At 71.2% G+C, this 14324-nt stretch carries 11 protein-coding genes and 1 riboswitch; of the genes, 8 read left to right on the top strand and 3 right to left on the bottom strand.

Features of this window, described 5'->3' with window-relative positions:
• Positions 1–8 precede the first annotated feature (8 nt).
• Positions 9–611, top strand: coding sequence for a hypothetical protein (locus HNR30_RS22565; RefSeq protein WP_181611927.1), 603 nt, complete (start codon positions 9–11; stop codon positions 609–611).
• Here HNR30_RS22565 and HNR30_RS22560 read toward each other — a convergent pair.
• Both HNR30_RS22560 and HNR30_RS22555 read right to left on the bottom strand, forming a co-directional pair.
• Entirely contained in the window at positions 608–3451 is a 2844-nt protein-coding gene (locus HNR30_RS22560; RefSeq protein WP_181611926.1) for an AfsR/SARP family transcriptional regulator, read from the bottom strand. The genes HNR30_RS22565 and HNR30_RS22560 overlap by 4 nt on opposite strands.
• Positions 3451–4155, bottom strand: a complete 705-nt coding sequence (locus HNR30_RS22555; protein ID WP_181611925.1) for a FadR/GntR family transcriptional regulator — start codon at positions 4153–4155, stop codon at positions 3451–3453. Before HNR30_RS22555 ends, HNR30_RS22560 begins: the two co-directional genes overlap by 1 nt.
• Before the next feature lie 140 nt (positions 4156–4295).
• Here HNR30_RS22555 and HNR30_RS22550 point away from each other — a divergent pair, with 140 nt between their 5' ends.
• From HNR30_RS22550 to HNR30_RS22520, 7 genes are all read left to right on the top strand, one after another.
• Complete coding sequence (locus HNR30_RS22550) at positions 4296–5597, top strand: glutamine synthetase family protein (protein ID WP_312894562.1); 1302 nt, start codon at positions 4296–4298, stop codon at positions 5595–5597.
• Between the two features lie 44 nt (positions 5598–5641).
• Positions 5642–6937: an aldehyde dehydrogenase family protein gene (locus HNR30_RS22545; RefSeq protein ID WP_246379064.1), complete on the top strand. Its 1296-nt coding sequence runs from the start codon at positions 5642–5644 to the stop codon at positions 6935–6937.
• Positions 6938–6945: 8 nt separating this feature from the next.
• Positions 6946–7710, top strand: a complete 765-nt coding sequence (locus HNR30_RS22540) for a 3-oxoacyl-ACP reductase (RefSeq protein ID WP_220133813.1) — start codon at positions 6946–6948, stop codon at positions 7708–7710.
• 2 nt (positions 7711–7712) lie between these two features.
• Positions 7713–8399: a gamma-glutamyl-gamma-aminobutyrate hydrolase family protein gene (locus HNR30_RS22535; protein WP_181611921.1), complete on the top strand. Its 687-nt coding sequence runs from the start codon at positions 7713–7715 to the stop codon at positions 8397–8399.
• 43 nt (positions 8400–8442) lie between these two features.
• Positions 8443–9384: a LysR family transcriptional regulator gene (locus tag HNR30_RS22530; protein ID WP_181611920.1), complete on the top strand. Its 942-nt coding sequence runs from the start codon at positions 8443–8445 to the stop codon at positions 9382–9384.
• 91 nt (positions 9385–9475) lie between these two features.
• The gene (locus tag HNR30_RS22525; protein WP_181611919.1) at positions 9476–11737 is read left to right on the top strand and encodes a M4 family metallopeptidase; all 2262 of its coding nucleotides are present in this window, start codon (positions 9476–9478) and stop codon (positions 11735–11737) included.
• Positions 11734–13107: a M28 family peptidase gene (locus HNR30_RS22520; protein ID WP_312894561.1), complete on the top strand. Its 1374-nt coding sequence runs from the start codon at positions 11734–11736 to the stop codon at positions 13105–13107. Before HNR30_RS22525 ends, HNR30_RS22520 begins: the two co-directional genes overlap by 4 nt.
• Positions 13108–13162: 55 nt before the next feature.
• Here the strand turns inward: HNR30_RS22520 and HNR30_RS22515 are convergent, their stop codons facing one another.
• Positions 13163–13996 carry a hypothetical protein gene (locus HNR30_RS22515; RefSeq protein WP_181611918.1) on the bottom strand — a complete coding sequence of 278 codons (834 nt, stop codon included), beginning with the start codon at positions 13994–13996 and terminating at the stop codon, positions 13163–13165.
• A 114-nt stretch (positions 13997–14110) separates the two neighbouring features.
• Positions 14111–14209, top strand: a riboswitch (glycine riboswitch).
• Positions 14210–14324: the final 115 nt, after the last annotated feature.

The raw sequence follows: 14324 nt of genomic DNA, 5'->3' as shown, positions 1-14324 counted from the left end.
CACGGTACATGGGGAAGGTCATGGCCCTGCTGGCGGCGGCGGTGCTGGCAGGCGCCGTCACAGGGGCGCAGCCAGCAGCGGCGGGGGACGCGGTGCAGTGCAAGGACGTAGGAGGAGGGCAGGCGGTCGCCTCGTGCGACGGGCTCAAGGCGACGACCTCGAACTGTCTGAACAGCGCCGCGATCTTCGCGGCCAAGAGCAAGGCGCTCAGGAACGGGGCGAGGGCGAGGCTGCTGGTCCACCAGAGCGCGGAGTGCGGGTCGGAGTGGACCACTCTGGAAGTGCGCGACTGGCCCGAGGGCGGCCAGGTCCCGGACATCCAGGTGTCCCTCGCCCGCAGCAACGAACAGGGCTTCCCGTACCAGGAGGCCACGGTCGGGACGGACGGGGGTCTCAGTCCCGACAAGTCCGGATACGGTGCGGTGCGTTCGCTGATGCTGGACGCCCACGACCGCGACCTGCTCGACATGCACTACCTGGTCAGATTCACCTGGGAGGAGTACGGCGCCGAGGACTGGCTCGAGACCGGTGACCAGATCGACTGGGAGCCTCCCTGCGACCGGGACGTTGGAGACGAACCAGGGTGTCCGACACCCCGGGCATGGCCCTAGGAGAAATGATGAAGCACCGACCTGGCGGCCTTCCCCACCAGGTCGGCACGGGGGGCGGCATCGGGGGGCACGGCAACCGCCGGCCGTGCCTCCCAGCCGCTGACGTCCTCGGCCCGCAGGGGCCAGGGTTCGTAACGGATGCGGGCCCTGCAGGCGGCGGCCATCGCCTGCAGGGTCTCGGCGGAGCGATCGTGGTCCTCCGTGGCCATCAGGGCGGCCAGGTGGACCGCGCGGAACAGGGTGCCGAGGTCGTTGAGCGGCAACCCGGCGCGCAGGCACTCGACCAGTGCCGCCCTGGCCTCCTCGCGGCGGCCGGCGCGGCGGTGGGCGTGCGCGCGCGTCTCGAGGATCTCGGGGACGAGCGTGGTCCATCCCGTCCTGGCGCTGAGCTCGGCGGCCTCGTCGAGGATCTCCAGCGCCTCGTCGACCAGGCCGGTCAGGACGCGGGTCCAGGCCTTGCAGATCTGCGCCTGGATGACCGTGTTGGGGGCGCCGCCGCGGTCGAGCACCAGGTCGGCGGCCTGGCCGGCCTCGGCGAGGCGTCCGGCGCGCAGGGCCACCAGGGCGTGGACCCAGCGGCAGCGGTCGGAGGGCAGGCCGCTGTCCTCGGCGGCCTCGTAGGCCGAGCGCACCGACCGGTCGGCCTCGTCGATGTGGCCGCGCCAGGCCAGGATCACGGCCGCTCCCGCGCAGGCGTCGACGATCCTGGCGTCGTCGCCGGTACGGCGGGCGGCCGCGACGGCGGCGCGGGCGAGGTCGGCGGCGTCGTCGTCGAGCAGCACGTCGCTGACGGCGGCCAGGCCCAGGAGTACGTCGGCGCGGGCTGCCGGGTCGGCGAGGAAGTCCAGTGCCCGGGTGAGCCTTTCTCGTGCCTCGGGCAGCCGGTCGGCCATGTAGGCGAGGCGCCCGGCCCATTGCAGCAGCCGTCCGCGCAGCTCGGGTTCGAGTTCCGCCTGCCGGTCGAGCGCCTGGCCGGTCCAGCGGCGCACGGCGTCGATCTGGCCGATGTCGCGGTCCCACAGCGGCCTGGCCAGGGTGAGCAGTTCCACGCCCTCGCGCAGGGCCGGCCCGCCGGGCCGCAGCCCCCAGTCGAGTGCGGCCATCAGGTCGGCGAAGCGGGTGTGCAGCCGGTCGGCCAGTTCGGGACCGCTGGAAGCCTCCGCCAGCGAGCGGAGGTGCAGCAGATGGGCGTCGCGCGCGGAGCTCAGCTCGCCGGGGTCGGCCAGGGCGCGGCAGGAGTCGCGGATCGGGATGAGGATGCGATAGGAGTACTCCTCGCCCCGCTGCGCCTGCACCAGTGAGCGGTCGATGAGGTGGCCGAGCAGCTCGGCGACGCGCGCGCCGCTTCCCACGGCCTCGGCGGCCAGCAGGTCGAACGAGCCGGCGAAGACGCTGAGCCGGGTCAGGAGCAGCCGCTCCGGCTCGTCCAGCAGGGCGATGCTCCACTCGACGGACGAGACGATGGACCGCTGGTGCGGCAGGGTCAGGCGGTCGCCGCCGAGCAGGCCGAGCTGGTCGTGCAGGCGGTCGAGCAGGTCGCGCACGGACATGGTGCGCAGGCGCGCCGCGGCCAGCTCGACGGCCAGCGGGATGCCGTCGAGGCGGGTGCACAGCTCGGCCGCCAGGACGAGGTCGGGGGCGAGCGTCGGGCTGTGCTGGCGGGCGCGGCGCACGAACAGCTCGACGGCCGGGCGTACGGCCAGCGGCGCCACGTCCCACAGCACCTCGCCCGAGACTCCCAGGGGCTGGCGCGAGGTGGCCAGCACGGTCAGGCCCGGGTAGGCGCCGAGCAGCCGCTCCACCAGCTGCCCCGCCGTACGCGTCAGGTGCTCGACGTTGTCGAGGAGCACCAGGAGTTCGTCGTCGTCGAGGTCGTCGACCTCCAGGATGCCGGTGAGGATCTCCAGGTCGGCGGTGGCGGGCAGCGGCCCGAGTTCGAGGACGGCGACGCGGCGCGAGCGGCGTGCCAGGGCGAAGGCGAGCGCGCTCTTGCCGGCGCCGCCGGGTCCGACGAGGGTGACGATGCGGTGGTCGGCCAGCAGCCTGGCCAGGGAGTCGAGGTCGTGCTCGCGCCCCACGAGGTCGACGGGCGGAGGGCGGCGTCCGCGCCAGAAGTCCTTGGGCTGTTCGGGCGGCGGCTGGGCGGCCTGCCTGAGCACTCTGACGTGGGCTTCGCGCAGCCGGGGCGAGGGGTCGATGCCGAGCTGCTCGTCGAGGCGGCCGGTGATGTCGGAGTAGACGGCCAGGGCCTCGGCCTGGGCGCCGGTGGCGGCCAGGGCGAGCATGAGGTGGGCGTGCACGCCCTCGTTGAGCTGCTCCTCGGCGGCGGTCGCGCGCAGGTGCGGCAGGACCTGCGCGGCACCGCCGTGGCGCAGGGCGTGCTCGGCAGCCTCGTCGAGCACGCGGAGCCGTTCTCTCGCCACTCCGAGGGCCTGGGCGCTGCCGCGCACCTCGGGGCCCAGGTCGGCCAGCAGCGGCCCGGTCCACCGGGCCAGCGCCTCCACCGGCCGCCCGCGCTCCGCGAGGTCGCGGAAGTCGAGCAGGTCCAGGTCGCAGCGGTCGGGGTCGACCTGGTAGCCGGTGGAGGTGGTGCGTAACCAGCTCGCGTCGCCGGTGGCCCTGCGCAGGCGGCCGACGTAGGTCTGGATGACGTTGATCACCGAGGCGGGGGCGCTCTCGCCCCACACGGTGTCGATGAGCTCGGAGACGGTGACCGTGCGCCCGGTGCCCAGCAGGAGGACGGCCAGCACCCTGCGCTGTCGTGCCGTGCCCAGCTCGATCTCCGCGTCGCCCCGCCAGGCGCGCAACGGACCGAGCACCTGGAAGCGGATCGCCGTCATCAGGACAGAAAGCCTCTTAGCAGGGCGGCGGTCCCGTCAAGATGTTCGGCCACGGCCCGTCTGGCCGCTTCCGGGTCGCCGCCGAGGATCGCGGTGACGATGGCGGCGTGCTGGGCGGCGGCGTGATCGATGTTGACCTGCAGCATCGGGATGGCGTTGAGCAGGTCGCCGACCCGCATGCGCGCGTCGGCGCAGGCGGCTGCCAGCAGCGGCGAGCCGGTGAGCTCGGCGATCGACAGGTGGAAGGCGGTGTCGAGGCGGCGGTAGTCCTCGGGGCAGGCGCGGTTGAGCTCCTCCAGGCGGCGGCTGAGGGTGTCGCGTTGTTCCTGGGTCAGCTCCATGACCGCCAGGACCTGGGCGGCGCCGCATTCGACGGCCATGCGGAAGGTCAGGGCGTCGGCCAGGTCGTCGGTGCCCATGTCGGCGATGACGCGCTTCAGGTCTCCGGTGCCGGGGGCGGGCGCCTGGTAGGTGACGAAGGCGCCGCCGTACCTGCCCCGCCGTACCTCGAGGAAGCCCGCGTCCTGCAGCGCCCTGATGGCCTCGCGCAGGGTGACGCGGCTGATGCCGAGCTGGACGGCGAGCTCGCGCTCCGGCGGCAGCTTCTCCCCCGGCGGGACGACGCCGAGCTTGATCGCCTGCAGGAGCCGTTCGACGGTCTCCTCGAAGGCGTTGCCGGCCCGCACGGGGCGCAGCATCGTCATCAGACGCGCGGCATCTTCCACTTGACAACGGCTCCCGGGATGCACCTCAATGGTCTAACACTAGCCCATTAATCGGGAACGGGAGCTCTCCGCAGGTGATATCTCTCGACGAACTACGACACGAGGTGTCAGCCGGGCGTGTGGACACGGTCCTGCTGGCGCTCGTCGACATGCAGGGGCGGCTGCAGGGCAAGCGCCTGTCGGCGCGCTTCTTTCTCGACGAGGTGCTGAAACATGGCTCCGAGGGCTGCAACTACCTGCTCGCCGTCGACGTGGAGATGAACACCGTCGGCGGCTACGCGATGTCGTCGTGGGAGCGCGGCTACGGCGACTTCATGATGCGGCCCGACCTGTCGACCCTGCGGCTGGTGCCCTGGCAGGAGGGCACGGCCATGCTCATGGCCGATCTGGTCTGGAACGACGGCGCCGACGTGGTGGCCTCGCCGCGCCAGATCCTGCGCAGGCAGCTCGACCGGCTGGCCGAGCGGGGACTTGCCGCCTATGTCGGCACGGAGCTGGAGTTCGTCGTCTTCGACACCTCCTACGAGGAGGCCTGGCGGCGCGCCTACCGCGACCTGACCCCGGCCAACCAGTACAACGTCGACTACTCCCTCCTCGGTACGGCCCGCGTCGAGCCCCTGCTGCGGCGCATCCGGCTGGCGATGGAGGGCGCGGGCATGTACGTCGAGTCGGCCAAGGGCGAGTGCAACCTGGGCCAGCACGAGATCGCCTTCCGCTACGACACGGCTCTGCGCACCTGTGACAACCACGCGATCTACAAGAACGGCTCCAAGGAGATCGCCGCCCAGGAGGGCCGGTCGATCACCTTCATGGCCAAGCCCAATCAGCGCGAGGGCAATTCCTGTCATATCCACATCTCGCTGAGATCTGTGGACAATGACCCGATTATGGCCGGAGATCGGCCATTCGGACTTTCCGAACTCGGTGCTCGTTTCATCGCCGGGCAACTCGCCTGCCTGCGGGAACTCACCCTGCTCTACGCCCCGAACATCAATTCCTACAAGAGATACGTGCCGGGCAGTTTCGCCCCGACCGCAATCAAGTGGGGTGTGGACAACCGCACCTGCGCGCTGCGTCTGGTGGGCCACGGCGACTCGCTCCGGATCGAGAACCGGGTGCCGGGCGGGGACGTCAACCCCTACCTCGCGGTCGCCGCCCTGATCGCCGCCGGGCTGCACGGCATCGACAACGAGCTGCCGCTGGAGGAGCCCTTCACGGGCAACGCCTACGCCAGCGGCGCCGAGAGCGTGCCGCACACGCTGCGCGACGCGCTGGCCCTCTTCGAGGGCTCCAAGCTGGCGCGCGAGAGCTTCGGCGACGAGGTGGTCGCCCACTACGCCAACAACGCGCGCGTGGAACTGGCCGCCTTCGACGCGGCGGTCACGGACTGGGAACTGTTCAGGGGATTCGAACGACTTTGAAGATCATCAATCCGGCGACGGAAGAGGTCGTCGCCGACATCGAGATGGCCGACGCCTCCGAGGTCGACCGCGCGGTCTCCGTCGCCAGGACGGCCTTCCGCTCCTGGCGCGAGACGGCGCCGGGCGAGCGGGCCCGGCTGCTGCGGCGTTTCGCCGCGCTGGTCGAGGAGCACGCCGAGGAGCTGGCCCAGCTGGAGGTCCGCAACTCCGGCCACCCGATCGGCAACGCCCGCTGGGAGGCGGGCAACGTGCGCGACGTGCTCACCTTCTACTCCGGTGCGCCCGAACGCCATCACGGGCGCCAGATCCCGGTGCCCGGCGGCGTGGACGTCACCTTCCAGGAGCCTCTGGGAGTCGTCGGCGTCATCGTGCCGTGGAACTTCCCGATGGTGATCATGACCTGGGGCGTGGCCCCGGCTCTCGCGGCGGGCAACACGGTGATCGTCAAGCCCGCCGAGTGGACCCCGCTGACGGCGCTGCGGCTGGCCGAGCTGGCCCTGGCGGCGGGCCTCCCCGAGGGGGTGCTCCAGGTGCTGCCTGGAGCAGGGGAGGTCGCGGGCGCCCGCCTGGTGGAGCATCCCGACGTGGCCAAGATCGTGTTCACCGGCTCGACCGAGGTGGGCAGGCAGATCGCCGCCTCCTGCGGGCGGCAGGTCAAGCGGCTGACCCTGGAGCTCGGCGGCAAGTCGGCCAACATCGTCTTCAACGACTCCGACCTCGACAAGGCCGCCAGGACCGCGCCGTACGCCGTCTTCGACAACTCCGGCCAGGACTGCTGCGCCCGTTCGAGGATCCTGGTGCAGCAGGACGTGCACGACGAGTTCCTCGAACGGCTCGCGCGTGCCGTACGACAGGTCAAGGTCGGCGACCCGCTCTCGCCCGAGACCGAGATGGGGCCGCTCATCAGCGCCGAGCACCTCGAGCGCGTCAGGGGCTTCGTCGACCGCGAGCCGTACGTCACCGGCGACTGCCCCACGGGCAGGGGCTACTGGTTCCCGCCGACCGTGCTGACGTCCTCGCTCGGCGACCGGGCCTTCACCGAGGAGATCTTCGGCCCGGTCGTGTCGGTGGTGCCCTTCCGCGACGAGGCGCACGCCGTCGAGATCGCCAACGACACCCCCTACGGCCTGTCCGGCTCCATCTGGACCAGGGACGTGGGCAGGGCCCTGCGGGTGGCGCGGGCGGTGGAGTCGGGCGCGCTGAGCGTGAACTCGCACTCCAGCGTGCGTTACTGGACCCCGTTCGGCGGCTTCAAGCAGTCGGGCCTGGGCAGGGAGCTGGGCGCGGACGCGCTCGACGCCTTCACCGAGACCAAGAACGTCTTCATTTCCACGGAATGAGTGTGAGCATGCACCGTTTGCAGGACCGCGTCGCCGTCATCACCGGCGCGGGCAGCGGCATCGGCCTGGCGACCGCCAGGAGGTTCGCCGAGGAGGGCGCGAAGGTCGTCTGCGTCGACGTCGACGAGGAGGCGGGCACGAAGGTCGCGGCCGAGGTCGGCGGGATCTTCGTCGACGCCGACGTGACCGACGCCGACGCCGTCGAGCGCATGTATCTCACCGCGTTCGAGACCTACGGCAGCGTCGACATCGCCTTCAACAACGCGGGCATCTCCCCTCCCGACGACGACTCGATCCTGGAGACCGGCATCGACGCGTGGCGCCGGGTCCAGGAGGTCAACCTGACCAGCGTCTACCTGTGCTGCAAGGCCGTGATCCCGTACATGCGGCGGCAGGGCAAGGGCTCGATCATCAACACCGCCTCCTTCGTCGCGGTGATGGGGTCGGCGACCTCGCAGATCTCCTACACCGCCTCCAAGGGCGGCGTGCTGGCGATGTCGCGCGAGCTCGGCGTGCAGTTCGCGCGCGAGGGCATCCGCGTCAACGCGCTGTGCCCCGGGCCGGTCAACACCCCGCTGCTGCAGGAGCTGTTCGCCAAGGACCCCGAGCGGGCCCAGCGCCGCCTGGTGCACATCCCGGTCGGCCGCTTCGCCGAGGCCTCGGAGATCGCGGCCGCGGTGGCCTTCCTCGCCTCCGACGACGCCTCCTTCATCACCGGGGCGGAGTTCCTGGTCGACGGCGGCATCTCCGGCGCCTACGTGACACCCTTGTAGCCATGAGCCGCCCCGTCATCGGCATCACCTGCTACGTCGAGCCCGCGCGCTTCACCGTGTGGGACATGAAGGTCGCGCTGCTGCCGTACATGTACGTGGAGCAGGTGGTGCGCGCGGGCGGCCAGCCGGTGCTCATCCCGCCCGCCGGAGACCCGTCCGAGCTGCCCGCGCGGCTCGACGGGCTGATCCTGGCGGGCGGCGGCGACATCGATCCGTCCAGGTACGGCACGGCGCCGCATCCGCGTGTCGGCTACGTCCGCGAGTTCCGCGACGCGGCCGAGTTCGCGATCCTGGAGAGCGCCCTCGATCGCGGCATCCCCTACCTGGGCATCTGCCGCGGCCTGCAGGTGCTCAACGTGGCCCTGGGCGGCTCGCTCCACCAGCACCTGCCCGACGTGGTGGGCCACGAGGGCCACTCCCCCGCCCCCGCGACCTTCGGCCAGGCGCCCGTGAAGATCGTGCCGGGCACGAAGCTGGCGGGCATCCTGCCGGCGAATCCCACGGTGCCCCACTACCACCACCAGGCCATCGAGCGGCTGGGCGACGGGCTGACCGTCTCCGCCCACGCCGACGACGGCACGATCGAGGCGGTCGAGGTCGAAGGCCGGGCCTTCGCTCTGGCGGTGCAGTGGCATCCGGAGGCCGCGGAAGACTGTCACCTGTTCGAAGCCCTGGTCACCGCTTGTTAATTGGGTCTTACTCTAAAGGTTCTTTACTAATAAACTCAGGGTTGTGGAGCTCGAGGTTCGTCACCTGAGAGTGCTGTGCGCGATCGCCGACACCGGGAGCATCTCCAAGGCCGCGGCGACGATGGGCATGTCGCAACCGGCCCTGGCCGCACAGCTGCGCCGCATCGAGCGCATGTTCGGCGGGCGCCTGTTCGAGCGCGGGCACGACGGCGCCCATCCCACCGCGCTCGGCGCCTGGCTGCTGTCGAGGTCGAGGTCGCTGCTGCCGGCCTTCGACGACCTCGAACGCAGCACCAGGCGCTTCGCGGGCAACTCCGCGCACATCCGGGTCGCCTGCGCGCTGACCAGGCTGGCCGGGATGGTGGCGCGCAGCCTGCACGGGCTGTTACCCGACGCCCAGGTCAGCCTGCGCACCGAGGAGTCGACCGAGGTCATACCCGGCCTGCTGGAGTCGGCCCGCATCGAGCTGGCCAGCCTCGACGAGTATCCGGGCCACGAGATGACCGCGCCTCACGGCACCGCCTACGCCCACATCGCCACAGAACCGATCTTCGTGGGGCTCTCGCCCCAGCATCCCCTCTCCGGCGTCGACGAGATCGACCTCACCGACCTGGCACCCGAGGCGTGGGCGCAGCCGGGCGTGCTGGACGCCGCCCCGCGCGAGCACTTCTGGGACACCTGCGCCGCCTACGGCTTCACCCCGCGCGTGGCCTACGGGGTCACCGTGGACGTGGCCCTGGACCTGATCTCGGAGGGCCGCTGCGTCGGGCTCTTCCAGGCCAGCGGGCCCGCCCGCGAGCGCATCGTCATCCGGCCGCTCAAGGACTCGCCGCTGCGGTTCACCCACCTGCTGGGCTGGACCGAGCAGGGGCCGATGGAGCCGCACTCCAAGGACCTGGTGCAGGCGGTGACCAAGACCTATTGGGCCGAGGCCCTGCGCAGCCCCGACTATCGGGCCTGGCTGAGGCGGCACAAGCCGCTATAGCCCCGCGTTATGACAAATTGTTGGGTTACCGGTCGTCGAACGCGCGGTGTCCACTGGGAGCTGCTCAATCACCCCCCACAAGGAGCCACCAGTGAACCCCAAGATCAAATTGGGGGCTGCCGCCGTGCTCGCGTTAGCCCTCACCCAACTGGGCTCGACGAGCGCGCAGGCCCAGTCAGATCCGCCGCCCCGGGAGCTGGCCATCACCAGCAGCCAGGGCGTGCTGTCCAGCGTGCAGGCCTCCGCCGAGGAGGACTTCCACCTCGCCTCCGCCGTCGAAGGCGCCAAGGGCCTGCAGTTCCTGACCTACAACCGGACCTACAAGGGCCTGCCGGTCCACGGCGGCGAGGTCGTCGTCGGCACCGACGCGTCCGGCCAGGTCGTCAACTCCGTGACCACCGGCCAGCAGGCGGAGATCGACCTGTCCACCACGCCCGCGATCAGCGCCGCCACCGCGGCCGTGACCGCGCGCGCCCAGCTGCGCAGGGCCACCGGCGTCAGCACGCCGAAGCTGCTGGTCCACGTCACCACCGGCAAGCCGGTGCTGGCCTGGGAGAGCGTCGTCACCAGCGCCAAGCCCAGCGTGCTGCACGTCTACGTCGACGCCCAGACCGGCAAGGTCATCGACAGCTACGACCTGGTGCGCGACGCCACGGGCAACGGCCACCACAACGGCACCGTGACCATCGACGCCGGCTCGACGTCGAGCGACAGCACGCGCCCCGGCCTGTCGTGCGGCAACCAGTCCGGCCAGGCCTACACGCTGCAGGGCGGCGTGCTCGGCAACGGCGGCGCCACCGACCTGCCCACCGCCTGCGCCGACGTGCTCTACGCCGCGCAGAAGGAATGGGACATGCTGCGCCAGTGGCTGGGCCGCAACGGCGTCAACGGCAGCGGCGGCACCTTCCCCGCGCGGGTGGGGCTCAACGAGGCCAACGCCTACTGGAACGGCAGCTTCACCAACTACGGCCACAACGGCAAGACCGGTGCGGCTCGCAAGCAGCTCAACCCGATGGACGTCGTCGGCCACGAGTACGGCCACGCCATCTTCCAGACCACGCCCGGCGGCGCCGGCGGCGGCAACGAGTCCGGCGGCCTGAACGAGTCCACCGGCGACATCTTCGGCGCGCTGACCGAGTCGTTCGCCAACAACCCCAACGACCCGGCCGACTGGCTGGTCGGCGAGGAGACCGGGCTCGGCAGCGGCCCCGGCGGCGCGATCCGCAACATGGCCAACCCGTCGGCGCTCGGCCACCCCAACTGCTACACCGGCTCCTTCCCCGAGGTGCACGCCGGCGCCGGCCCGCAGAACCACTGGTTCGTGCTGACCGCCGCGGGCACCAGCGCCAGCACCCGCTGCGACAGCGGCCCGGCGATCACCGGCATCGGCATCCAGAAGGCCGGCCAGGTCTTCATGACCGCGCTGAACAACAAGACCTCGCCGTGGACCCACCTCAAGGCCCGCGTCGCGACCCTGAACGCCGCCAAGACCCTCTTCGCCCCCAGCTGCACCGAGTTCAACGTGGTGCTGGAGGCCTGGAAGGGCATCAACCTCGGCCCGCGCGCCGGTGACCCGACCTGCTCCACGCAGGGCAACGACTACTCGCTGTCGCTCGACCCCGCCGCCGGCAGCGCCCAGCCGGGCCAGAGCGTCACGACCACGGTCAGGACCACCGTGACCAGCGGCTCCGCGCAGCAGATCACGCTGTCGGCCGGCACGCTGCCCGCCGGTGTGACCGCCTCGTTCAGCCCGGCCACCATCAGCGCCGGCCAGAGCTCGACCCTGACCCTGTCGACCTCGGCCTCCAGCCCGCAGGGCACCCACTCGGTCACCGTCAACGCCGACGGAGCCACCGTGGACCGGCAGGCGAGCTACTCGCTGACCGTCGGCCAGTCGCAGGGCAACGACTACACCCTGGGCCTGAGCCCCACCTCGGCCTCGGTCGCGGCGGGCGGATCCACCACCACGACGGTCCAGACCCAGGTCACCTCGGGCAGCGCCCAGTCCGTCTCGCTCAGCGCCTCCGGCGCACCGGCGGGCGTGACCGTGTCGTTCAGCCCGCAGACCATCCAGTCGGGCCAGTCCTCGACCGTGTCCATCTCGGTCGGCGCCTCGGTCGCGCCCAACACCTACTCCATCAGCGTCAACGGTGACGGGACCTCCGCCGACCGGAGCGCGACCTTCAGCCTGACCGTGACCGGCGGCCAGGGCACCACCTGGCAGCCGTGGACCGCCTACGCGGTGGGCGCCCAGGTCTCCTACAACGGCGTGAACTACCGGTGCCTGCAGGGCCACACCTCCCTGCCGGGCTGGGAGCCGCCGAACACCCCGGCCCTGTGGCAGCGGTTGTGATCAGGCGAATCCTCGGGTCGGCGCTGGCCGCCGCGCTGGCGCTGACCTGCCTGTTCGCACCTGCCTCAGCGAACGCGGCGGCGGCTCCTGACATCCCCGTCGGGAGCATCACCGCCCACCTGAGCCAGCTGCAGTCGATCGCCAGCGCCAACGGAGGCAACCGCGCCTCCGGACGGCCCGGCTTCACCGCCTCCCTGAACTACATCAAGGGCAGGCTCGACGCCGCGGGCTACACCACCCGGGTGCAGTCCTTCACCGGCGGCAGCAACCTCATCGCCGACTGGCCCTCAGGTCCCTCGGGACCGACGGTCATGCTGGGCGCCCACCTCGACAGCGTCGCGTCGGGCCCCGGCATCAACGACAACGGCACCGGCAGCGCGTCGTTGCTGGAGGTCGCCCTGGCCGTCTCCGCCCAGCGGCCCTCCCTGACCAAGCATGTGCGCTTCGCCTGGTGGGGAGCCGAGGAGCAGGGACTGGTCGGCTCCCGCTACTACGTGCAGAACGGCGGGGCGTCCGGGGTCGAGGCCTACCTCAACTTCGACATGACCGGCTCGCCCAACCCGGGCTACTTCGTCTACGACGACGACGCGGCCCTGCAGCAGCTGTTCAACTCCTACTACTCCTCCATCGGCGTGCCGACCGAGCCCGAGCGGGTCGGCGACGGCCGCAGCGACCACGCTCCGTTCAAGAGCGCGGGCGTGCGCGTCGGCGGTGTGTTCACCGGCGCCTCGGAACGCAAGACGGCCGCCCAGGCGGCCAAGTGGGGCGGCCAGGCCAACCAGTCGTTCGACCGGTGCTACCACTCGGCCTGCGACACCTACCCGTCCAACGTCAACACCACGGCGCTGGACCGCAACGCCGACGCGGCCGCACACGTGTTGTGGGCGCTGGCGGTGGGAACCGTCAACCCGCCCGGCAACGACTACTCGATGACGGTCAGCCCGTCGTCGGCCACGGTCTCGGCCGGGCAGTCGGCCTCGGCCACGGTCGCCACCCAGGTGACCTCGGGCAACGCGCAGACCGTGGCGCTGTCGTCGTCCGGAGCGCCCGCGGGCGTCTCGGTGTCGTTCAGCCCGGCCTCCATCCAGTCGGGACAGTCGTCGGCCGTCTCGATCGCGGTGGGCGCGTCGGTGCCCGCCGGGACCTATCCGATCACGCTCAGCGGCGACGGGGCCACCGTCGATCGCTCGGTCACCTTCTCGCTGACGGTCGGCGGGGGCGGCGGCGAGACGAGCTGGGCGCCGTACACCGCCTACCAGGCCGGTGCCACGGTGACCTACCAGGGCGTGAGCTACCGGTGCCTGCAAGGGCACACCTCGCTGCCCGGATGGGAGCCGCCAAACGTGCCGGCTCTCTGGCAGCGCCTGTAGGGAGAACAGAGCGACCGCGTGGTCTCGGGCTGGGGGTTTGCGGCCACGCGGTTCCCTAATCGACCGGTTTCAGCACCGGTTCGAGGATCACGACTCCGGCACCGTGCTCAGCGTCGAGCCGGTGCCGGAGTTCTTCCGTGGCCACCCAGACCCCGGCGGTCACCTGCTCCTTCATGATGTCGACGGACGTGTGGACGTAGCCCTCGCCCAGCGACTCCTGGACGCGCCGCAGCTCCGCCTCGGAGCGCCGCGCCTGGCTCACGCACAGCGGGCCGCCCCACGTCTCGCGGATCCACGCCTCCCTGCCCGTCAGGTCACCCGTGAACTTCACGTTGAGCACCAGCTTGGTCGGGTCGTTGGCGTACTTCTCCGCCCATTCCGGCTTGCTGCCGTCGTAGCCCGGGATCGCGTCGAGATAGCTCTGGTCCAGCCACACCCCGCCCACGGAAGGCTCGGACTCCAGCCGCTGCTGGGTCGCCTGCAGGGCCTCCTGCGTGGCCTTGGCGGGATCGGCGGGCCGCCAGCCGCCCTCCGGCGCGGGACACGGCGAGGCGAACCGCTGTTCCCGCACCACGATCGTGCGCGGCTCGCCGGCCGGCTCGGTCAGCGTCAGGCGGGAGCCGTCCCACGTGCCGACCACCCGGTAGCTGCCCCACTTCGTCCCGTTGGCGCTCTCGTGGCGGACCTTGGACCAGTCCCAGCCGACGACGTCGGGGCCGCCGCACTGCGGCGGGTACGACTCGGCCACGAACGAGCACAGCTGGGGGCCGTGGTCAGGGCTCTCCAGCATGGTGATGGCGTCGGCGGTGTAGCGTCCGGGCCGCTGGGCGGCCGCTTCCGCGCCGCAGGCGGTCAGCAGGACGAGGGCGGCGAGTGCGAGTGCGCGCATGCCCTCTCAGACGTATCGGTGCCGGCCGAGGTTCGATCCGCCGCCGACTCGCACGACCCGCGCACGACCGTTCCGCCCTGATGGGGATTCCACTAGGCTTAGGCGTGACACCGATGAACCCGTGCGGGAGAGTGTCCTGACAATCCGGTCAGGGCCCCTGAAGGAGCAAGCCCTCCCCGCGAACCTCTCAAGGCAAAGGACCGTACGGGCCAGGGTGACCTCTGGAAAGCAGGCCGTCCGGGCCTCGCCGAAGGTGAAAGTCTGGCAAACAACCAGGCGAAACTCTCAGGCATCATGACAGAGGGGGAGGATCCTGGCATCCGACCCT

The organism is Nonomuraea soli, from assembly GCF_013761175.1.
Lineage (GTDB): Bacteria > Actinomycetota > Actinomycetes > Streptosporangiales > Streptosporangiaceae > Nonomuraea > Nonomuraea soli.
This window is presented reverse-complemented; position numbering and strand designations above follow the sequence as displayed.